Origin of the sequence: Tractidigestivibacter sp. (assembly GCF_050946515.1) — a bacterium.
Lineage (GTDB): Bacteria > Actinomycetota > Coriobacteriia > Coriobacteriales > Atopobiaceae > Tractidigestivibacter.
Window position 1 is genome coordinate 18490 of the sequence record NZ_JBMNUX010000007.1, and the last position, 20781, is coordinate 39270.

19 protein-coding genes are annotated in these 20781 nt (G+C 59.9%); 4 read left to right on the top strand and 15 right to left on the bottom strand.

Annotated features, from left to right (window positions below):
* Nucleotides 1–20: 20 nt before the first annotated feature.
* The 6 genes from ACOYJL_RS05590 to ACOYJL_RS05615 all read right to left on the bottom strand — a co-directional run bounded on the left by ACOYJL_RS05590 (nt 21) and on the right by ACOYJL_RS05615 (nt 7189).
* Complete coding sequence (locus ACOYJL_RS05590) at nt 21–2618, bottom strand: DNA topoisomerase I (RefSeq protein WP_433569237.1); 2598 nt, start codon at nt 2616–2618, stop codon at nt 21–23.
* A gap of 18 nt (nt 2619–2636) precedes the next feature.
* Nucleotides 2637–3425 carry a twin-arginine translocase subunit TatC gene (gene tatC, locus ACOYJL_RS05595; RefSeq protein WP_433569238.1) on the bottom strand — a complete coding sequence of 263 codons (789 nt, stop codon included), beginning with the start codon at nt 3423–3425 and terminating at the stop codon, nt 2637–2639.
* 21 nt (nt 3426–3446) lie between these two features.
* A complete protein-coding gene (locus ACOYJL_RS05600; RefSeq protein WP_433569239.1) occupies nt 3447–4190 on the bottom strand; it encodes a twin-arginine translocase TatA/TatE family subunit in 744 nt (247 codons plus the stop codon).
* Nucleotides 4191–4268: 78 nt separating this feature from the next.
* Nucleotides 4269–4589, bottom strand: a complete 321-nt coding sequence (locus tag ACOYJL_RS05605) for an STAS domain-containing protein (protein ID WP_433569240.1) — start codon at nt 4587–4589, stop codon at nt 4269–4271.
* A 14-nt stretch (nt 4590–4603) separates the two neighbouring features.
* Nucleotides 4604–5527 carry a tetratricopeptide repeat protein gene (locus ACOYJL_RS05610; protein WP_433569241.1) on the bottom strand — a complete coding sequence of 308 codons (924 nt, stop codon included), beginning with the start codon at nt 5525–5527 and terminating at the stop codon, nt 4604–4606.
* A 375-nt stretch (nt 5528–5902) separates the two neighbouring features.
* Nucleotides 5903–7189: an aminotransferase class I/II-fold pyridoxal phosphate-dependent enzyme gene (locus ACOYJL_RS05615; RefSeq protein ID WP_433569242.1), complete on the bottom strand. Its 1287-nt coding sequence runs from the start codon at nt 7187–7189 to the stop codon at nt 5903–5905.
* 98 nt (nt 7190–7287) lie between these two features.
* On the opposite strand from ACOYJL_RS05615, the gene ACOYJL_RS05620 reads away from it, so the two are divergent.
* A complete protein-coding gene (locus ACOYJL_RS05620) occupies nt 7288–7584 on the top strand; it encodes a hypothetical protein (protein WP_433569243.1) in 297 nt (98 codons plus the stop codon).
* Nucleotides 7585–7712: 128 nt separating this feature from the next.
* On the opposite strand, the gene nhaA is transcribed toward ACOYJL_RS05620, so the two are convergent.
* Nucleotides 7713–9122 carry a Na+/H+ antiporter NhaA gene (nhaA, locus tag ACOYJL_RS05625; RefSeq protein WP_433569244.1) on the bottom strand — a complete coding sequence of 470 codons (1410 nt, stop codon included), beginning with the start codon at nt 9120–9122 and terminating at the stop codon, nt 7713–7715.
* Between the two features lie 129 nt (nt 9123–9251).
* Nucleotides 9252–9893, bottom strand: coding sequence for a DUF1836 domain-containing protein (locus ACOYJL_RS05630; protein ID WP_433569245.1), 642 nt, complete (start codon nt 9891–9893; stop codon nt 9252–9254).
* A 127-nt stretch (nt 9894–10020) separates the two neighbouring features.
* Between ACOYJL_RS05630 and ACOYJL_RS05635 the strand changes: the two genes are divergently transcribed.
* A complete protein-coding gene (locus ACOYJL_RS05635) occupies nt 10021–10881 on the top strand; it encodes a DegV family protein (RefSeq protein ID WP_433569246.1) in 861 nt (286 codons plus the stop codon).
* Nucleotides 10882–10962: 81 nt separating this feature from the next.
* Here ACOYJL_RS05635 and ACOYJL_RS05640 read toward each other — a convergent pair whose 3' ends face one another.
* The 6 genes from ACOYJL_RS05640 to ACOYJL_RS05665 form a co-directional block, all read right to left on the bottom strand.
* Nucleotides 10963–11697 (bottom strand): 5'-methylthioadenosine/adenosylhomocysteine nucleosidase, encoded by a 735-nt coding sequence (locus ACOYJL_RS05640; RefSeq protein WP_433569247.1) that lies wholly within the window; start codon nt 11695–11697, stop codon nt 10963–10965.
* Complete coding sequence (locus tag ACOYJL_RS05645) at nt 11687–12187, bottom strand: S-ribosylhomocysteine lyase (RefSeq protein WP_433569248.1); 501 nt, start codon at nt 12185–12187, stop codon at nt 11687–11689. The genes ACOYJL_RS05640 and ACOYJL_RS05645 overlap by 11 nt, the downstream gene beginning before the upstream one ends.
* Nucleotides 12188–12214: 27 nt before the next feature.
* Complete coding sequence (locus ACOYJL_RS05650) at nt 12215–13000, bottom strand: mechanosensitive ion channel family protein (RefSeq protein ID WP_433569249.1); 786 nt, start codon at nt 12998–13000, stop codon at nt 12215–12217.
* Nucleotides 13001–15430: an ATP-dependent helicase gene (locus ACOYJL_RS05655; protein WP_433569250.1), complete on the bottom strand. Its 2430-nt coding sequence runs from the start codon at nt 15428–15430 to the stop codon at nt 13001–13003.
* 283 nt (nt 15431–15713) lie between these two features.
* Nucleotides 15714–16913, bottom strand: coding sequence for a peptidase U32 family protein (locus tag ACOYJL_RS05660; protein ID WP_433569251.1), 1200 nt, complete (start codon nt 16911–16913; stop codon nt 15714–15716).
* Nucleotides 16913–17377, bottom strand: a complete 465-nt coding sequence (locus ACOYJL_RS05665; RefSeq protein ID WP_433569252.1) for a low molecular weight protein-tyrosine-phosphatase — start codon at nt 17375–17377, stop codon at nt 16913–16915. The genes ACOYJL_RS05660 and ACOYJL_RS05665 overlap by 1 nt, the downstream gene beginning before the upstream one ends.
* Before the next feature lie 172 nt (nt 17378–17549).
* On the opposite strand from ACOYJL_RS05665, the gene ACOYJL_RS05670 reads away from it, so the two are divergent.
* Both ACOYJL_RS05670 and ACOYJL_RS05675 read left to right on the top strand, forming a co-directional pair.
* The gene (locus ACOYJL_RS05670) at nt 17550–18317 is read left to right on the top strand and encodes a MurR/RpiR family transcriptional regulator (protein ID WP_433569253.1); all 768 of its coding nucleotides are present in this window, start codon (nt 17550–17552) and stop codon (nt 18315–18317) included.
* Nucleotides 18314–19099, top strand: coding sequence for a MurR/RpiR family transcriptional regulator (locus ACOYJL_RS05675; RefSeq protein ID WP_433569254.1), 786 nt, complete (start codon nt 18314–18316; stop codon nt 19097–19099). The genes ACOYJL_RS05670 and ACOYJL_RS05675 overlap by 4 nt, the downstream gene beginning before the upstream one ends.
* A gap of 86 nt (nt 19100–19185) precedes the next feature.
* Here ACOYJL_RS05675 and ACOYJL_RS05680 read toward each other — a convergent pair whose 3' ends face one another.
* Complete coding sequence (locus tag ACOYJL_RS05680) at nt 19186–20727, bottom strand: PTS transporter subunit EIIC (protein WP_433569255.1); 1542 nt, start codon at nt 20725–20727, stop codon at nt 19186–19188.
* Nucleotides 20728–20781: the final 54 nt, after the last annotated feature.

Consider the following 20781-nt stretch of genomic DNA (forward strand, 5'->3'; position numbering starts at 1 on the left):
CGGGGGCATGTCAGATGACCTTACTTTTCCTTGCGGCTGCTCGCTGCCTTTCCTGCGGACTTGCGGGCGCCTGAAGACTTCGCAGCCGACTTGCCCGACGCCTTTCGGCTGCCGCTCGTCTTGCTCGCGGCCTTAGAGCTGCTTGCGCTCCTGCCGCGACCACGACCACGCACAGAGGATGCCTTCTTCTCCCTGCTCGGGCAGTCCATGTTCACGCAGATGCGCCACGGACCCCGCTGCGTCACGACCTCAACGATCGGAGCACCGCACTCGGGGCAGGTCTCGCCCGTCGCATGCAGCTCGCCTCGCTGAGGCAGCGGGTAGCTGGTGCCGCACTCCTCGTAGTTGGTGCAGCGGATGAAGCGCTTTCCGGTCTTCTCTGACTTGTGCGCCACGAGGTCGCCATGCTTGCCGGCAGCCTTGCAGGCGGCGCACTCCCCCACGATCACGTCCGGCTCGCGGTTTGTGGGGCATGCCGGGTTGATGCAGGTCTCGTAGGCACGGCTGCGGAACGGATGCACCTTGATGCGCGGGGCTCCGCACTCGGGGCACACGCCTGCGTCGCCCTCCAAGGGCTCGATGCGCCCCTTGGGAAGCGGGTAGGTGACGTCGCAGTCGGGCCAGCCCATGCAGCCGACGAAGCTCCCGCGCGTCTTGGCCGAGGTCTTCACCACCAGGTCCTTGCCGCACTTAGGGCACACGCCAATCTTGGCGTCGGCGGTCACGGCGTCGGCAATCGCATTCGAGAGGTCTTCCTTGTGGTCAATCAGCCCGCCCATCATGCCCGCGAGAAGGGCACGCGAGTGCGTAACGACGTTGGTCTGCGTGTCGGAGCCCTCGGCAACCTTGGACATGTCGTCCTCGAGCTCGGAGGTCATGTCGGGCGTGGTGATGCGCGGCGCGTACTGGGTGAGCGCATCGATGATGGCCATGCCAAGCTGGCTGGGCTCGGCGGGGTCGTTCTTCAGATACTTAACGTCGTACAGGCGCTGGATAATCGACGCGCGCGTGGACTTGGTGCCCAGGCCGCGCTTCTCCATCTCCTGGATCAGCTTGCCCTGGCTGTAGCGCGCTGGCGGCTCGGTCTGCTTGGCGTCAAGGCCAATCTTGTTCACGGCGCAGACGTCACCCTCGGCAAGCTCGGGAAGCTGGTCGTCCTTGCGCAGGCCAAAGGGATAGATGGCGCGAAAGCCGGGCTTGGCAAGCACGTTGCCCGTGGCCGTAAAGGGCTCTCCGTTGATATCGAGCGAGACCTTGGTGCCCTCGATGGTCGCAGGGCCCATGAGCGTGGCAAGGAAGCGGCGCGCAATCAGGTTGTAGAGCTTCCACTCGGCAGGCTGGAGCCTGTCAGGGCTTGCGGCCGCGGTGGGATAGATGGGCGGGTGGTCGGTGGTCTCCTGCTTGCCACGCGTCGCCGTAATCTTCTCCTGACCAAGAATCTGGCGGCAGACGCCGGCATATTGGGGTACCGAGGAGAGCGTGCGCACGCATCCACGCAGGTCAAGTGACTTGGGATAGACCGTGTTGTCAACGCGGGGATACGAAATCAGGCCGTCCATGTAGAGGGACTCGGCAAGGCGCATGGTGCGCGCTGGCGAGATCCCCTCGGAGGCGGCAGCGGCCTGAAGCGACGTCGTGTTGAACGGCGCGGGCGGACGCTGGGTGCGGCTCTTCTTCTCTACTGCCTTGACCGCTGCGGTCTTGGCGCCATCCACGTGCGAGAACGCCGTCTCCGCCGCATCGTGATCGGTAAAGCGGGCCGTGGCGTGCGTAATCTTGAAGGGAGTGTCGTCGTGCTCGGCCTCGCCAGAGATGACCCAATAGTCCTCGGGCACGAAGGCCATCCGCTCGCGCTCTCGCTCGACCACCAGCGCGAGCGTCGGGGTCTGGACGCGACCTGCGGAACGGATGTTGCCAAGGCCGCTGAAGCGCGCCATCGTGAGGTAGCGCGTCAGCACGGCGCCCCAGATGAGGTCGATGTACTGGCGGCTTTCGCCTGCGTCGGCGAGGTCTTGGTCAAGCTCGACCAGGTTGTCAAACGCATGGTCGATCTCCGCCTTCGTGAAGGCCGAATAGCGGGCGCGCGAGACCGGAACGTCCGGGGCCACAGAGCGCACTTGCTTCAAGGCGTCGGAGCCGATGAGCTCGCCCTCGCGGTCGAAGTCCGTCGCGATAACGACGGCGTCGGCCTTTTTGGCAAGGTTCTTGAGCGAGCGGATGATTTCCTTCTCGGCGGGCTGCTTCTCGATGGGTGCCCACACAAGGTATGGCAGGCTGGGAATCTTCCAGCCCTTGATATCGATGCCATTTGCAAGATAGGGCTTGCGCTTGCTCGAGAAGGGCGGCTTCTGGAGGCTGTCCGGCACGTTTGCGGGCAGGTGCTCGCCGTCGGCGGTCAGACCGTACCAGCCCTCCTCCTTGCTGTAGTCAAGCTCGGGCGGAAAGTCGGGTTGCATGATATGACCGCGCAGGCCAATGGTCACCCAATCATCGCCGCCCTTGCGGAAGCGATAGATGGGCGTGTTGTATACCTTGTCCGCCTTCGGCTTGCCCGACTCCGAGAGGAGCCTCGCAATCTGTTGGGCGGCGTCATTTTTCTCGGTGACAACCAGAATCAAAGCAAAAAGCCTTCCTCGTTACTCCTTATTGAGTTCGGCGTTCTCATAGTCCTCGCGAGTCCACTTGAGCGCCTGCTTGCCGTCACGGGCAATGATGATGTAGCGCGCAATGGCAAGCGCGATCTCATACAGGCCGATAAGGGCAGCAAACATGAGCGCCATAGTAACAGGAGAGGCGTCCGGCGTCACCATGGCAGAGAGAATCAGCAGACCGACATAGACGTAGCGCCACTGGGAGCGGAAGGTCTTGTACGGGACAATGTGCAGGATCGAGAGATAGAAAATAACAAGCGGCAGCTGGAAGGCAATCCCAAAGCCAATCTCGAGCAGCATAAAGATATTAAGGAAGTCCTCTGCGTTGTTGAGCTGGTTGGCGAACTCGAAGGTCTGGTCGAGCATCCAGCCGAAGGCTGCCTGCTGAATCACGAAGTAGCAGAAGATCATGCCGAGGAAGAACAGCACGACCATGGCCGCCACCGTCGGGACGACCCACTTGCGCTCATTGGGCTTGAGAGCCGGAAGGATGAAGGCCATGGCCTCCCAAATGATCAGCGGGCTGCAGATGATAATCGCAAAGAAGAACGCCACCTTGAAGCGAATCGTGAAGCCGCCAAGCAGGGTGGTCACCACAAGCTCAGAGTTGCGCATGGCCTCGCGGATGGGGTCGAGCATGATATCGATGAGGGTTGGCGTTGCAAAGTAGACGATGACCGCAACCGTGAGGACGGCAACGATCACGATGGTGAGCCTTCTGCGCAGCTCACCAAGGTGGTCGGTGAGCGGCATGCGTGCTGGTCCGATAGGCATATGTTTGTTGGGAGGCGGGCTCTACGCCTGCGTGCTCCCGTCCTCCTCTCCAGTTTCGTCGGTTGCTTCAGTCGCGGCAGGAGCTGCGGCGGGCTCGGGCTTGGCGGACTCTGCGGCGGGCTCGGGCTTGGCGGACTCTGCGGCGGGCTCGGGCTTGGCGGACTCTGCGGCGGGCTCGGGCTTCTCCTCGGGCTTGTCCTCGACGTTCTTCTTGGGCCTCATGGCATAGAGGTCTGCCGCCGTGGCGGGCTTTGAAGGCTCAGGCTTGGCGGCCTCGGCCGTCTTGGGCGCCTCTGCCTTGGGAGCCTCCGACTCAGAGGCAGCGGCGGACACGTCAGCATCGGAGTCGGCAGCAGCGTCGGCGTCTTCAGCAACGGCTTCCCCGGGCTGGGCATCTTCGCTCTGACCGCTTGCCGCGGCTGCGGCCTCAGCTTCGGCACGCTCGCGCTCAAGGCGCTGCTTTCGCTCGGCAAAGGTCTCGGTCTTGCGAGACTTTGGCGTCGCGGAGCCATCGTCGATATCGGCGTCATCGTCAGACTCGGAAGCGCGGTCTCGGTTGGGCTTCTTGGGCGTGTCGCTCATCGCCTCGGTGGCGGGGTCGACGATCTCAGTCTGGACGACCTTCGTGAATCCCTCCTGTGCATTTCTGAACTGACGAAGGGCGCGACCGACAGTTCTGCCAATTCCAGGCAGCTTGTCGGGCCCGAAGATCAGGAACGCAAAGAGCAGGATGATTACCAGCTCTGTTTCTCCGATGCCAAACACAGGCGATTCCTCCAGTGTCCTAAATTCGATGCGACAAAAACCAAACGAAGCCGCGCGGGCTAGCCACGCGGGCTCGCATTACTGCTGAGGGTCAATGACGTTCAGGTCGGCGCCGACGCCCAAAAGCGAAAGGACGCGTGCGACGTTTCGCTGTGGGCGCTCGACCGAGAAGGCGCAGCCGCCCTCGGCGGCGCGGTGCGCGGCGCCTACGAGCACGCCGATTCCCGTTGAGTCGATGTAGGGGACCTGAGAAAGGTCAATCGCCAGGTTCTTCACTCCCCCGTCAAGCTCTTGCGTGATTGCTTCGCGCAGCGCAGAGGCGTTCGACACGTCCACTTCTCCAGAGACGCTTACGCGCCTGCCCTGCTGAGTGTCTGCCTTCGTAATATCAATGCTCATGGTTCCCCCAATGCTTAAAGAGACGTTCCGGAGATGCTGCCGAGCGTTTCCGACAGACCCTGCGCTCCGCTGCTCGTCGTGCTGGTAGAGGTGGTCGTGCTGGTGTCGGTGCTCGTGGTTGTCGTGGTAGAGGACGAGGAGTTCAAAGAGTCCAGGCGCTCTTGTGCATAGGTCTTAGCGCCATACTCGTCGTCGGGATCGTTGTCGATGGCCTTCTGGTAAGACTCCTTCGCGGCGTCGGTGTCGCCCTGGCTTTCCTGCACCATGCCAAGGTTGGCCCAGCCGGGAGCGTAGTCAGGAGAGTTCGTGGTCAGCTCTTCGAGCTCGGTCAGCGCTTCGGTGGTATCGCCCTCGTAGAACTTGCAGAGCGCGATGTCCACCCTAACCGCATTGGAGTCCTTGAGCTCGAGATACTGGTTGTAGTAGTCAACGGCCTTCTCGAGAAGCTCATTTCCATGCGTGGTGTCTTCGTCGGTCGTCGTGCTATAGAGCACGGTGACGCCCCAGCGCATGTAGTTCTGTCCGAGGTTCAGAAGCGTTGCGAGGTTGTCTGGGTCTTGAGAGTACTTCTCCTCGAGCGAGCTCACGATGCTCTGGTACTCGTCGTCGGCGCTCGACGTGCTGGAGTCGTCGCTGGAGTCGCTGGAGTCGCTGGAGTCAGACGAGCTGTCCGAGGAGCTGCTGCTGTCCGAGCTCGAGGAGCTCTCGTCGGACTGGCTCTCCTCCTGCTGAGCGTTCGACTGGGAAATGGCAGTAGAGAGCGTGGGCAGCATCAGCGAGACCACCATGAGAAACGCGAAAACGATGGCGGCGATTTTGATGGGGGTGGAGACGGTCCCCTTCTTTGCCTTCTCCTTCTTGTCAGCTGCCTGGCTGGCGCGCGCCTTGTCAGCTGCCTTGTTCTTCTTTGCCGCCTTATTCGTAGGCTTCTTAGACATCTGCCTCGTACCTTTCCACTTTCAGCAAGAGCGTTACTCGGTGCCTCTGGTCCCGCGACTCTTTAATGTATGACACATCGCCCATGCGTAGCGAGACCGATGCGCGCGAGATATGATTCTACAAAACTCGCGTGCACAGAGGGCCCACGAGAAGAACGTTCTCGTTCAACTAATGCTAGACGTAGCAGATAGAAAGAAATAATACATTTCAAACCCGGCTTCCATATAAGTTTTATATGTAATGGCGAGAAGTCCGAACACTCTCGATGCTATCTGACGGTCTCCATCCTCCCCAGCGACGCTTCTGCAGAAAAAGCGGCGCCCGAGCAGAGCGCCCAGACGCCGCAGGATGCGTGCTTGTGGGGAAAGGTGGCGCTACTTGCGCTCTTCCATCGCCAGACGGGCGGAGACCAGCTTGACAGCCACGACGAAGACGTCGAGCGCGCTGCCCAGATCGTCGAGCGTGGGATAGGTGGGGGCAATGCGGATGTTGCTGTCGTTGGGGTCCTTTCCATAGGGCCACGTTGCGCCGGCGGGAGTCAGCTTGACGCCCAGCTGCGCAGCCAAGGCGACCGTTGCCTTTGCGGAGCCCTGCGGACCATCAAACGAGACAAAGTATCCGCCGTTCGGGTTGGTCCAAGTGGCGCAGTCAAGGCCATCCAGCCCCTCGTGAAGCTTGGACTGCACGAGGTCAAAGCGCGGTCGGACGATCTCGGCATGCTTGGCCATGTGGGCTTTCACGCCATCGAGGTTGCGCAGGAACTTCACGTGCGCAAGCTGCGAGATCTTCTCGGGAGAGACGCGCATGACCGAGAAGGCGGCGCGGATGTCTGACATGTCTGCGGGGCTCGCCGTCATGAACGCCATGCCTGAGCTGGGGAACGTCACCTTGGCCGTGGAGCCAAACTCGTAGACAAGGTCGTCCTTGCCGGTCTCCTTCAGCGCGTCAAAGATGTTGAGGAGCTCCTCGCCCTCTCCCCTGAAGGTGTGAACAACGTACGCGTTGTCCCAGAAGATGCGGAAGTCAGGCGCAGCGGGCTCAAGCGAAGCGAACTTGCGCACAACGGCATCGGAATAGACCGCGCCGGTGGGGTTGGCGTACTTGGGCACGCACCAAATGCCCTTGACCGAGGGGTCGCCCTCGACAAGGCGCTTGACCATGGCCATATCAGGGCCGTCCTCATTCATGGGGATGGGCACGTTTTCGATGCCATAGTGCGCCGTCACCTTGAAGTGGCGGTCGTAGCCGGGAGAGGGGCACAGGAAGCGGATCTTTCCCTGCTGGCTCCACGGCTTGTTGCCGCCGATGCCGTGCGTGTAGGCATGGCAAATGACATCGTGCATCAGGTTAAGGCTCGAAGACCCAATGACTACCACGTTCTTGGGGTCGACGCCCAAGATCTCTGCAGCCAAGGCCCGCGCAGAGGGAAGACCGTCGGGCGCGCCGTAGTTGTCGACGGCAACGCCTTGGTCAGTGAGGTCAGAAGAGGAGTTCAGCAGGTCAAGCATCGGCTTTGAGAGCGCCGTCTGCTGAGGGCTGGGCTTGCCGCGAGCCATATCAAGCTTGAGTCCCTTGGCGCGAAGCTCGTCGGCTTGGGACTCAAGGGCGGCAATCGCCGCGGATAGTTCTGCGTCAGACATGCGCTCGTATGCGGTTGGCATAGCTCCTCCTATAGGCCACCAGTAACTGTGTGGGAAAGTATAGCGCGCGCAAGTTAGTGAATAACGAACCTGACATCAGCTGTTACCATAGCAACATGATGAAACGACATGACACACACCAAACGCCCCGTTCGGTCACCCATGGCAGCGCTCGCTCCGAGGAGTACGGCGAGCTGCAGCGCTTGGTGAACGAGCTCTACGCGCACAACATGTCTGGGTCTATCTCCAAGATTGACATCCTGACGCGCGCCGAGATGGACGACCTTTGCGACGACCTCATGGAGGTCGTCGAGCTGCTCCCCGCCGGAAGCTACAAGCGCGTACGCCTTTGCGACCAGCTGAACTCCATCATCACGGCCCATGGCTGGGGATACGTGTACGGCACGGTGGAGTAGGCCTCTCGCTCGCGACGCAAGGCGCAAGCACGCGCAAATAGCCAGCTCATACATATATGAAGAGTAGGCCCGCTTTCGCAGACAGCAAAAGCGGGCCTCGTTATGCAAGCCGTAGCTGGCAGCCTCCTTTAGGCTCCGGCAATCTCTTCGGGAGAGCGCTTGCCGTCGTCGTGGCCGCCATCCTTCTCGCCGCCTTTCTTTCCGTTCACAATCGCGCTTGCGACGTGGACAAAGAGGAGCCCCAGGATGGCGCTCGTGACAGAGGCGGAGAGAATGGCCACCTTTGCGGCCATGACCTCCTTGGGGTCAACGAACGCAAGGCCGCTGATCAGGATGGACATCGTGAAGCCAAGGCCGCCCATGATGCCGACGGCAATGATCTGCAGCCAATCGACGTGCTTTGGAAGCTTGGCAAAGCCAATCTTCACCAGAAGGAACGTCACGAGGATGATGCCGATGGGCTTGCCCAGAACGGCGCCAAAGTAGACGCCTCGGGTGACAGGGTCGGCAACGACGGCGCCAAGGTCAACGCCCACAAGCCTGATCTGCGCGTTCACGAACGCAAAGATAGGAAGGATGACAAAGTTAACCGGCACCGAGATGTACTGCTCCATGCGCTGCAGAGGCGGGGTCACGTGGTGCATCACGCGCTCGACGCGCTTTGCGGAGCTGGTGAAGTCGTGCTGGCCAAGAACGTGGCTCTCGTCGTCGTAGTTGTCGTCAAGCTCGCGAGCGCGGGCGTCAAGCCAGCGAGAAAGGCTGGAAAGGCGCACGTCAGAGCGAGAAGGCAGGAAGAACGCCAAGATGACACCTGCCAACGTTGCGTGAATTCCCGAGTTGTACATGCAGACCCAAAGGACAAAGCCCACAAGAACGTACGGCTTCAGAGAGTAAACGCGGGCGCGGGAGATTCCCCAAAGAACGACGACGACGCCAAGCGTTGCCGCGCACCAAGAGATGTTTGGAGTCTGACCGTAGAAGAGCGCAATCACGACGATGGCCAAGATGTCGTCGGCAATGGCCAAGGTCTGGAAGAAGACCTTTGTAGCCGGAGAGATCCTGTCACCCAGAAGCGACATGACGCCCAAGGCAAAGGCGATGTCCGTTGCGATGGGCGTGGCCCAGCCATGCGTGGCGCCGCCCCAGTTGATCAGCAGGTAGATGATGGCGGGCATGGCAACGCCGCCAACGGCAGCCAGCATGGGCAAGGCGGCTTGCCTGGGCTTTCTCAGCTGGCCGACAGTCATCTCGTACTTCAGCTCGATGCCAACCAGCAAGAAGAAGATGGCCATGAGGAAGTCGTTCACAAACGACTCGACGGTAATCGTGGCCACAAACGGCCCGATTCCCACGGAGAGCGGGGTGTGAAGAACTGCCTCGATTGCCTCGTAGGCATCGGAGTTCGCCGTGATTACCGCCAGGATTGCGCCGAGCACCATAACGGCTGCGGCGATGGTGCCGTTGGAGGTCACCTTGCGCAGCGTTCCTCGACGCTCCGCGCGCCTCACGACGACGGGGTCACCGTAAATGCTTGCCATATTTGTTCTCTTTCCAAAGAGAGGTGTGACCCGAATGACGGGCCCTCGTTACCTTGTTGCGCCGCAAGTCAGCCGGCGCTTGTTGCTGCCTTCAATACTACTAAGGCGGCGGACAGTTTCCAACGTTTCCTAGTTGGAGCTGGAGTCGGTGGAGTCGGTGGCCAGAAGCTGGTCGACATAGATCTTTGAGGCAAGGCTTACGACCGAGGCCTCAAGCGTGCGCTCAAGCAAGGTGAGAGACTTTCCCTCATGCTTTGAGACAAGATGGATCTCAGGCTCGACTGCCGGAACCACAAACTCGGGGCTGACGGCAAACTGCTCGGCCAAAGAGCATTCAAGCGCCGAGCAAAGCTCGTCGTAAACCTGAAACTCGTCGACGTCCTCGCGCGAGACCATGTGAACTACCTTGGCAACCTGCGAGATGGAAAAGACGCGCTTGAAAGCGCAGACGCAGATAAGAACTGCCACGTGCTTGCGCGTGTAGCGGTGCTTGATGGGCGCCGGCAGCACATGAAGCTTGACGTAGTTGTTGACCATTGAGCCCGTCACCAACGGTCCCTCGTCGGGGAGCTGCATGAACGAGAGCTCTTGCGAGACAAAGCTCAAAAGCTGGTCAAGGTAGAGGTCAAGACGTGGCAGCTCTGACGAGCGCGAAATGTGAAGCTGGGACATGCGCTCGGCCAGGGCGCGACGACGCTCTTCGGCACGTTGGTCTTCATCGACAGCCTCTGTTCCCTCATCTAGGACGGGCGTTGCGCATTGCTCCTTCATCTGACCTCCTTAAGTATTTTTGAGAATTACATTATCTGGTTTTCAAAACTAGATGCTGTTGTTATAGTAGTACAAAGCTTGCGAGACTGCTACTGTGGTTCTCGTGAAGAAGGGTTTGGAGGGACTGTTGAACAGCCAGCGCATCGCCGTCATCACTGATTCGGGTACCGACACCCCGGCGCAGTTTGCGCGCGAGCACGACGTTCGTATCGTGCCGCTGCGCATCAACTTCTCGGACGGCTCCAGCTATGAAAGTGGCGTCACCATTACTGGTGCTCAGCTGATCGAGCGCCTTCAGCACGAGATTCCTACGACGTCTCTCCCCTCGCCGGCCACCATCCGCCAAACCTTTGACCGCGCAAAGGAAGACGGCTACGAAGGCGCCGTCTTCGTGAGCATCTCGTCTGGGCTTTCTGCCACAAACAACACTGCACGTATGGTTGCCGAGCAGATGGAGAATTTCCCCGTCGTCGTGATTGACACCAAGAGCATCGGCATCGGCGCCGGCATGCTGGTTATGGAGACCGTCCGCGAGATCGAGGCGGGCGTGCCGCTTTCGAACCTTGAGGCAACGGTTTCGCTTGTCGCTAGCAGAAGCTCCATTTTCTTCTCGGTCAAAAGCCTTGACTACCTGCGCGCCGGCGGCCGCATCTCCGAGGCCGTCTACCGCATTGGCTCTGTCCTGAACATCAAGCCTGTCATCACGTGCAACGAGGAAGGCCGCTACGTTGTCGCCAAGAAGTCGCGCGGCTGGGAGCGTTCCATCGACACGCAGGTTTCTCTGATCGAGCAGGAAGCGCGAAAGTACAACAAGGTCCGCATTGCGCTTTGCTGCTCTGACGCTTGCCAGATGTTTGACGAGCTAGAGGCAAAGGTCAGCCGCCAAGTTGACAACGCCGTCGAGTTCGTGCGCTCTGGCGTCTCGCCCGACCTTCTTGTGCACACCGGTCCCTACCTGGTGGGCATTGGCATTCAGCCGGTTGCTTAGCCGGCATTCGCAAGGCCTGACAGCAAAGCGGGACGCACCCTGACGGCTGCGCCCCGCTTTCTTTTTTGATATGGCTTTTAGCTACAGGCTTTCAACCATGCGCTGGACGATGGCAGCGCAATGGTGGGCTGCCTTCTCCTCAAAGACGGCGTACTCCACGGGCGTCGTGCTTCCCACCTTGTCGGAGATTGCCCTGACCACAACAAAAGGCACGTTGTTCAGCCAAGCCGCTTGCGCAACTGCGGCGCCTTCCATCTCGCAGCACATGCCGCCAAACTGGGCTGCCAAGCGGCGCTTGTCATCGTCGGTCGAGATAAATTGATCGCCAGAGACGACCCTTCCCTCAACGGCGTTGACCTCAGGCGCAACCTCATGGGCCGCAGCAAGAGCGGCCTCGACAAGAGTCTGGTCGGCCTCGAAGAAGCGGCGCTTAAGCCCAGGGACCTCGCCCGGCTTGTAGCCAAAGATCGTGGCGTCCACGTCGTGATAGCAAAGGTCGCGAGAGACAACCAAGTCTCCCACGTCAAGCGATGCGTCAAGGGACCCGGCCACGCCCGTGTTGATGACGCGCGTCACGCCAAGGCGGTCTACCAGCACTTGCACGCAAATGCCAGCGTCAACTTTGCCGACGCCGCACTTCACAACGACGACGTCAGTCGAGCCCAGCTTGCCCGAGACAAAGTCCATGTTTGCCACCGTCAGAGTGCTGGGGTCCTTGAGGGCGCTCTTCAGAAGGGCAACCTCAACGTCCATCGCCCCAATGATGCCAACGCGGCCCGCCTTTTCGGGGCGGTCGGCTTCAGTCTTATTGCTCATCAGTTGCCTCCGGATATGTCATGTGAGCCTCGTCGATGTTCTCCAGCGTCTTCGAAAGGTAATGGCGAGCCCACCACTTTGCTTGCACAAGGTCGGAATCGTGCCAGTTGCCACACTCCGCCGGGCGGGCGCCAGGAATCTGACCCTCAAAGTCGCGGATGAACTCGAAGCAGCGACGGACGAGCGGCACGATCTCTTTGGCGGTGCACTCGCCAAAGACAAGCAGGTAGAAGCCGGTGCGGCAGCCCATGGGGCCAAAGTAGACAATGCGGTCTTTCCACTCTTCGTCGGCGCGAAGGAACGTAGCGCCCAAGTGCTCGATTGCGTGCGCCGCTGCCGTGTCCATGACCGGCTCGCGGTTGGGAGCGGTCAAGCGCAGGTCAAAGGTGGTGACGACGGCTCCGCTAGCAGGGTCTTTGTCAATGCGGCTCACGTAGACGCCGGGCTCAAGCAACAAGTGGTTCACCGTAAAGCTTGCAATCTTCTCCATAGCTGGTCCTTCTTTCAAACCTAGCGCCTACTGACGCGCTTCTTCGTCTTGACCCTTGCAGAACCAAGGGCGAGAAGACATGGCGCGAATAAGCTTGTCCTTCTCGACAGAGAAATTTGTCCCATCAACAAGATGCATGTGAGCAGTGCCTTGGATGCCAAAGGCGGTGACTTCGCTGAACTGCACCTCGGTCTCAAAGCCTGGAGCCATCACGGAGCCGCTGACCTTCTTGGCAAGCTCGGCCACCTCTTGGGCGCAAGCGTCCAAGTCTGTCGAGGGGCTCACTAAGAACGAGACAGCGCAGTCTGTGACGGACCAATCGGTCAAGCGCGTGAGAGCCGTCTTGTTCAGAACCGAGTTGGGGATCACTTGGATGCGGCCGTCGCGGTTCTTGACCGTCGTGGAGCGCCAACTGACGTCCTCGACAACGCCATCAAAGCCGCCGACGGAAACTTTGTCGCCCGGCATAACGACATGTCCAGCCATAAGGCCGATGCCTGCCACCACATTCGAGACGGTGTCTTGAAGGCCGAACGAGATGATCACCGAGGTGACGCCCAAGGCTGCCATGAAGGCCGTCGGCTCAATTCCAAAGACGGGCTCCAGCACCGCCAGCAAGGCAAAGAGCCAAATGATGGTTCTGACGATGTTGATGAAGATGGACGCCTTTGGCATGCCGGACGCATCAAGCGCACGGCGCATGGCACGCACCACGATGCGCTGCACCAGAAGCGCGATAAGAACGACCACAACAAGGAAGATGATCTTTCCTACCAGCGCGGACGTGTCGATGTCAGCAAGCAAGTCTTCCATCTAGCCTTCAATCTTCACGATGGGCGCAAAGCCCTTCATGAGCTTCTTCGTCTTTCCCGTGCGCGTAAAGCGAACCTCGATGGTGTCGCCCTTGGCGGCAATCACGACGCCGGGGCCAAAGGTCTTGTGCGAGATGCGGTCGCCGGGCGCAAAGGTTTCTGCTGCCTTTGCGGCGTCGCGCTTTGGCGCTTGGGTGCGCGGGCGGGCGGCAGGTGCCGCAGATCCACCGGTAGAGCGCGTGTGCGAGCCAAAGACGTGACCGCCGTAGACTTCGGAGCCGCGGCCGCTGCCAAAGGTGCCATGGCGGTCGCCGCGCTTCTCCCAGCCCACGCCGCCAAAGCCGGAGGAGCCCACGCCCACAAGCTCGACGTCTGTGGAGGGAATCTCCTCAAGGAAGCGGCTGCGCGGATAGGACTGCACGGAGCCAAACATGTGCCTGGTAGTTGCATACGTCAGGTACAGGCGGCGGCGGGCGCGGGTGATGGCCACGTATGCCAAGCGGCGCTCTTCCTCAAGGTGGCCCGGGTCATCGGATGAGGTCAAGTGCGGGAACACGCCTTCCTCCATGCCCGAGACAAAGACGACGGGGAACTCCAGACCCTTTGCAGAGTGAATCGTCATGAGCGTGACGGCGCTTGAGGAGCCAGCAAGGGAGTCAAGGTCAGAGCGGAGAGCAAGCCACTCAAGGAAGGCGGGGAGCTTCTCGGCAGCGACGGGCGGAAGGTCGTTTGCGGCCGGGGCAGTGGCAGCGGCGGGCTGGCTTGCCGGCTGGCCGTCGGAAGCGACGCCTGCAGCGCGAAGCTGGTCCATGCTCTCAAGGGCCTCGACGGTGTCGTCGTGCGTCTCGTCAAACTCGGCGGCGACGCTGTAGAACTCTTTGATGTTGTCGATGCGGCTGTCCGCCTCAACGGTCTGCTCTGCCTCGAGCGCCTTGATGAGGCCGGTCTTCTCGATGACCATCTCGACTACCTTCGAGAGGTCGCCCGAGAAGTGGCGCCCGGCCTCGATGGCGCCCACAAAGTCGCCAAGGCCGCGGCGGACCCTGGGAGTCAGAAGGCCTTCCTCCCCTATGCAAGACTCGCAAGCCTCAAAGAACGAGAGGCCGTGCTGGCGCGCGAAGCTTGAGATCTTGGCAATTGAGGTGGAGCCGATGCCACGGCGCGGCGTGTTGACAACGCGCATGGCCGAGACGTCGTCGTTCGGGTTCACGACCAGTTTCAAGTACGCCATGACGTCACGGATCTCGGCGCGGTCGAAGAAGCGCGTGCCGCCCACGATCTTGTACGGAACGCCGGCGCGCAAGAACATGTCTTCGAGGATGCGGGACTGGGCGTTGGTGCGGTAGAAGACTGCGATGTCGTCGTAGCTTGTGCCCTTGTCGTGCAGCTTCTCTATCTCGGCGCCAATCCAGCGGCCTTCGTCGCGCTCGTCAGAAGCCTGGAAGACCCTGATCTTCTCGCCATCGCCGGCGTCAGTGAAGAGTCGCTTGGGCTTGCGGTGCGAGTTGTTAGCAACGACGGCGTTGGCCGCCGACAAGATGTGACCGGTGGAGCGATAGTTTTGCTCAAGCTTGACCACGTGGGCGTCGGGATAGTCCTTCTCGAAGGAGAGGATGTTCTTGATGTCGGCGCCACGCCAAGAGTAAATGGACTGGTCGTCATCGCCCACGACCATAAGGTTGCGGTACTTGCTGGCAAGCAAGTTGGTGATTGCGTACTGGACGGCGTTGGTGTCTTGGTACTCGTCCACCGAGATTTGCTTGAAGCGCTCTTGGTAGGCATTCAAGACTTGCGGGTTCTTGTAAAGAAGCTCGTAAGCCTTGATAAGGAGGTCGTCGAAGTCCATGGCGTTGGCTCGCGCAAGGCGAATCTGCAGCTCGCGATAGACCTTGGCGGCCTTTTGGTCCAGCGGAGAAGAGGAGCTTGACAGCTCGTCGGGACCAACCATGGCGTTCTTGGCGGACGAGATGCGTGCGCGGATTGAGCGAGGCGGGAACTGCTTGGGGTCGATGTCCAAGTCGTTCATGATGCTGTTGACCAGGCGCTTTTGGTCGTCCTCGTCATAAATTGAGAAATTCGGCTTGTAGCCAACCAGCTCGGGGTCGTCGCGAAGCATGCGAACGCACATGGCGTGGAACGTGCAGACCCACATGCCGCGAGTGCCGCCAGGAAGAAGCTGCCCCAGACGGTCGCGCATCTCGGCTGCAGCCTTGTTGGTGAAGGTGATGGCCAGAACTTGCCAAGGAGCCACGCCTTCGTCGGCAATCATGTGCGCGATGCGGTACGTAAGCACGCGCGTCTTGCCGGAGCCGGCGCCTGCAAGAACCAGCAAGGGCCCGCGCGTGCAAAGCACGGCGTCTCGCTGAGCAGGGTTCAGACCGTTGAGGTCAATGATGGAGGATGTTGCGTTCTGCTGCGAATCGAATGGCATGCGTCTTCTCCCAAGGGGTCGTTTTGTCCTTCAAGAGTCTAGCCGACCGGAAGGACAACAATCGGCGGTGCGCATAACCCCCATGACACTGGCCGCAAGGCCACGGCTTGCGGGGCAGGCGCTCTACCTGCGGCGATGGAGGTTATGTACGCCAACCTGAAAATGCTGGGGAAGCGCCAGCCAGCCTTGACCTGCGGATTTGCGCTTGGTTTTGCCACACTGCGGCGATATCGAGTGCGCATAACCTCCACGACAAGGCCCTTATTGCCCCCACTCGTGGAGGTTATGCGCACTGACCTTTGCAGCAAACAAGGTCAAGCGGCTCCACGGGATACGAAATGTGCTGCTGATAGATGACTCCGTTGGTCACAAGGTCCTCTTCAAGCGCAAAATGCCTGACTTCGTGCCCGGGGGAAAGGACGTCGACGACCGACCCGGCTGCCGCGCGGTTTCGGCACGCTATTTGCACCAGCCACCCGTCGCCATCGCGCTCGCAAGAGTCCACAACGCCCACCAGGGAGCGACGACGCTCGTAATCAACGCGTCCAGGGTTCTGCTGACCTTTGCCAAAGAAGAACCCCGTCGAATACGGACGGTGGCTTACCAGCTGAAGCTCGTCCAGCCAAGGCTGGACCGGCTCCCCATCAAGAACGTGACGGTACGCATTTGTGACGCAGCCGGCGTAATAGGCGCCTTTCGAGCGACCCTCCAGCTTGATCGCGTCAATGCCCGCGTCGCGCATCTGGTCAAGATGCCCGATCATGCAAAGGTCGTTTGACGAAAGAAGGTAGCTAGCTTGCTGGTCTTGCTCAAGGTCAAGCCGCGCACCGGCCTTTGCGTCCACAAGACCCCAAGCCCAACGGCAAGGTTGCGTGCAGGCGCCTCGCGCGGCGGACCTTTCGGGGCCCACAAGGTCCGCGGAAAGAAGGCAGCGACCGGAATACGCCATGCATTGCGCACCGTGGGCAAACGCCTCAAGCTCAAGATCGCTTCCGACGCGGCGCCTCAGCTCTGCAATCTGGGACAGCGTCATCTCGCGAGCAAGCACGACGCGCCGAGCCCCCAGCCTCTCCCAAGCAAGAGCCGAGGCCGCGTTCATGATGGACGCTTGCGTGGAGATGTGCGGGGCAACGTCCGGCGCGTAGCGCCGAAGCAACGTGAAGGCTCCCAAATCCGCCACGATTACGGCATCTACCTGCAGCTCATTTAAAAGAGCAAAGTAGCTTGGAAGGGCATCGATGTCTTCGTCGCGCATAACGGTATTGGCCGTAACGTGCACGGCCACGCCCCTCTTGTGCGCATACTCCACTGCCTGAGCCAGCTGGTCGTTAGAAAAGTTATCTGACGCAGCACGCATGCCCCAGCGCTTTCCCGCAAGATAGACCGCGTCAGCGCCAAAGTGGATTGCCTCTTTCAGCTGCTCAAAGCCGCCCGCTGGAGCAAGAAGCTCCATGTTCTTGCTGCCGTCAGCGCCCCTCGCCATCACAGCTCCTCGCCAGCTTGAAGCGCTGAGAAGAGTGCTTTGCAACCCGCCATGACATCATCAAATGTTGCATCAAAGTCGCCTGTGTACCAAGGGTCGGCAACGTCTCTGTGGATTCCAGCCCAATCAAGGAGCCTGCTCAGCTTGCCGTTGGGATCTCCCCCAAAGACGCGAAGAAGCGCATGCCGATTTTCGGCGTCCATGTACACGATGTGGTCAAAGCGCTCGTAATCGCCCTTGCTCACCAGCCGCGCCACGTGCTCGCCCACGGAAATCCCCTCTTCGCGCAGCTTGCGCACAGTGCCGTAATGAGGGCCGGAGCCAATCTCGTCAGTATGCGTGGCGGCAGAGTCAATCAGATAACGGTCGCTCTCGCCGGCGCGGCGAGCCATATCTTCAAGAACAAACTGCGCCATCGTTGACCGGCAGATGTTGCCATGGCAAATGAACAGTACGCTTGGCATTACGTCAAACCTCTCGATTGATATCAGTTTTACAAGAGTGTGAATATAACAATAGCAGCGCCAAAATCCCGCAGATTTGGGTCGCCCCCGCTTGCAAACAATAGGGATAATTAACCCGTCCGGGTCTTACCCGCCCCATTCCCATTCTCAAGTTGCGTCTGGAGGTCCGCATATGGCCGAATCAATGCATGCGTCGCAAGCACAGCGCGGCTTTACAACCTCCGAGCGAAAAGTTCTCAGCTTCATCCAAAGAAACAACGACTTGGTGCGGGGCATGGACGTCAGGACCTTGGCAGAGCATGCCGGCACCTCGGCCGCCACGGTCGTCAGGCTTTCGAAGAAGCTAGGCTACGCTGGCTACGCCGAGATGCGCTACTCGCTCTCAAAGTCCTCATCTTCCAACACGCAGCAAGAAGCCCCAGCTCGCAATCGCAATCCTTTCTTTGAGACAAGAACTACCCTCAGTCTTTGCAGCCTTTCCGATATCGAGACGGTCGCCGATTGGTTTGCCGAGGGAAGCGACATTGTCCTGGTAGGCGGCGGTCTCACCCACATTGCGATGGAGTATCTGCACCACTATCTCTTCTCCGCGTCTCGCCCAAACATCTGTAGCCCAAACCACGATTCCGCCATCGACACCGTCAAGTCTTCCGACCCCTCGACCATCGTCGTTTGCGCAAGCGTTTCCGGCTCAGAAAGCACCGTCAAAGTGGCTCGAGAAGCACGCCGCCGCGGAATGCGCGTGGTAAGCATCACAAGCTCCCTCGAAAGCGAGCTTGTAGACCTCTCCGACGTCTGCTTCTTTGCCGTTGCCGCACACCGAGGCGCCGATGCGGACGTTGCTTCACGCCTTGGAATAATCGCCGTGGTCGATGAGCTTGCTCGCACGTATGCGCACCGCCATCCGCACGGAAACGTTGTGAAGGAGGACCTAGCATGATCGAAGGGTTCACCGACGACGTTCTGACAAAGCTCACCCCCGGCGAGCTGGACTTTCTTTATTACACAGAGCTTCACTTAAGCCAGATCGCAAAGTCGACGCTAGACGAGGCGGCGGAAAGCGCCTTGAGCTCGCCAGCCGTCATCGAGCGCGCTTGCAAAAAGCTGGGTCTTTCCGGCTACTCTGACCTCCGTTACCGCATTGCCCGAGAACTGCGCGGAGACCAAAGCCAATCCGTCGCGACGGACGCCACCGTCCCCTTTGACCCGAAAAGCGGAATAGACCAGCTTGAAAAAGAGGCAGCGAGAACAACCTTGTCGCTGAGCGCTGAGGCCATGCTTCAGGCTGGAAGATATCTTGTGCAGGCAAACCGCGTCTTCAGCTTTGGGCGCGGGCTCTCCGAATTTCCTTCCAAGTATCTTTCCGAGTACTTGGAGAGAATCGGTCGTCCTTGTCGCCATTACCTTGACCCGCCGTTTGCCTATCGCGACGCAGCCCAGTTCACGTCAAAGGACGCCGCCGTCATCTTCTCCTCTGGCGGAAGAACTATCCCCGTAGTCAAGGCCGCCATCATTGCAAAGAAAAACGACGTCCCGCTTATTGCCGTCTGCTCGAATGTCGAGAGCCCCTTGGCAAAGCTAGCGACCCTCACCTTCTATGCTGCCAGCTCAAAGCTGCGCATGGACAGCATTGACCTCAATTCCCGATACACCCAGTTCATGGTTGCAGATTTGATGGTTGACGCCGTCATTGCTGCTCGCTCAGAGTCCGATTCGGTCTAAAGCCACCACCAGCGCAGGCAAGAGAAGGGCGGAGGATCCCGAAAGATCCTCCGCCCAATACCTGCGCCGAAGCCATGTGCCAAGAGCTACATCTTCAGCACCGAGTGAAGCTGAGTCGCGATGTTCTCCACTGCGGGGCCGTAAATCACGTGAACGTGCGTGTCGCTCATGCGCTTGATTCCCATGGCTCCAGACTTCTTCAGCATGTCCTCGTCAATCTGGTCCATGTCCTTAACGTCCACACGAAGGCGCGTAATGCAGTTGTTGATGTTCACGATGTTGTCCACGCCGCCAAGACCCTCAATGATGAGCGTGAGCTGCGGGGTAAGGGTGCCTTCTGCAACCTCGGCGGTCGTCTCTACCTGCTGGGAGTCGTCAGGCGCGTCGATAACAACATGCTTGGTCGTCAGGTACTTGTAGAAGACGAAGTAGTACACGAAGAAGTAGACAACGCCAACGGGGATGACCAAGAACCAATTGGAGCCCGGCTGCAGAACGCCCCAGATGAAGAAGTCGATGATGCCGCCGCCAGTGCCGCCGATGGAGACGCCCAGCATGTGGACGATCATGAAGGAGAGGCCGGCCATCACAGAGTGGAAGGCGTAAAGGGCAGGTGCGGCAAAGAGGAACGTGAACTCGAGAGGCTCAGTGATGCCAGAGACGAAGGCGGTCACGGCGCCAGCAATCATGAGGGCCTTGACGCTGTCGCGGCGCTCGGCGGGAGCAGCCTTGTAGATAGCAAGAGCAGCACCAGGAAGACCAAAGAGCATGAACGGGAACTTGCCCTCTGCAAGGTAGCGCGTGTAGTCGGAGAGCGCAGCGGTGCCCATGGTGTCAACGTTCGCATAGAAGATGTTCAGAGCGCCGACGGTATCGCCCAGGGTTCCGCCAATCTCGGTCGTGCGGAACAGCTGGTTGATGATGTGGTGCAAGCCGGTCGGGATAAGGCCGCGCTCCGCAAGACCAAAGAGGAAGACGCCAAAGTTGCCCAAGCTTGCGATGGCAGCGCCAAGAGCGTTGATGGCAACAGAAAGAGGGAGCCACACGAACGGCGAGACAATGCCCAAGAGCAGCATGACGCCAAAGACCACGATGGCGACGGAACGCTTGCCGCCATAGAAAGAGATGGCAACGGGAAGCTTGGTGTCGATAAAGCGGTCGTGAAGCGCTGCGGTCAGGCAGCCAACGATGATGCCGCCAAAAGCGGACATGTTGGGCACGCCCTCAATACCAAGCACGGTAGCGGTGTCAAGAGAGCTGAAGTCAACAAGACCGCTGTTGACCATTGCCGCTCCTGCAGCAAGGAAGGTGTAATAGCCGACAAAGCCAGAGAACGCGGCGATCTCCTTGTCCTTCTTTGCCAGGCCCAAGGCGAGGCAAATGGCAAAGAGCGCAGGAATCTGACTATAGACCGCGCTCGCAACGGACTTGATGGTGGCAAAGACAAAGCCCACCGGCTCCGTTGCCGCAAAAGCGGGAATCGCAGCGACGACGGCGTCCTTCGTGAGAGCGCTCATCAAACCAAGCAAGAGACCAACAACCGAAAGCGCCGCGATCGGCAGCATGAGGCTTTGCCCCAGCTTCGAGAGGTAGTTCGTTACGCTACCCCGCTCCTTCTTCTCTGCCATCTTTTCCTCTCCCTCATTGTTCACATTTACTAGCGCGGCCGCTCGGAAAGTATC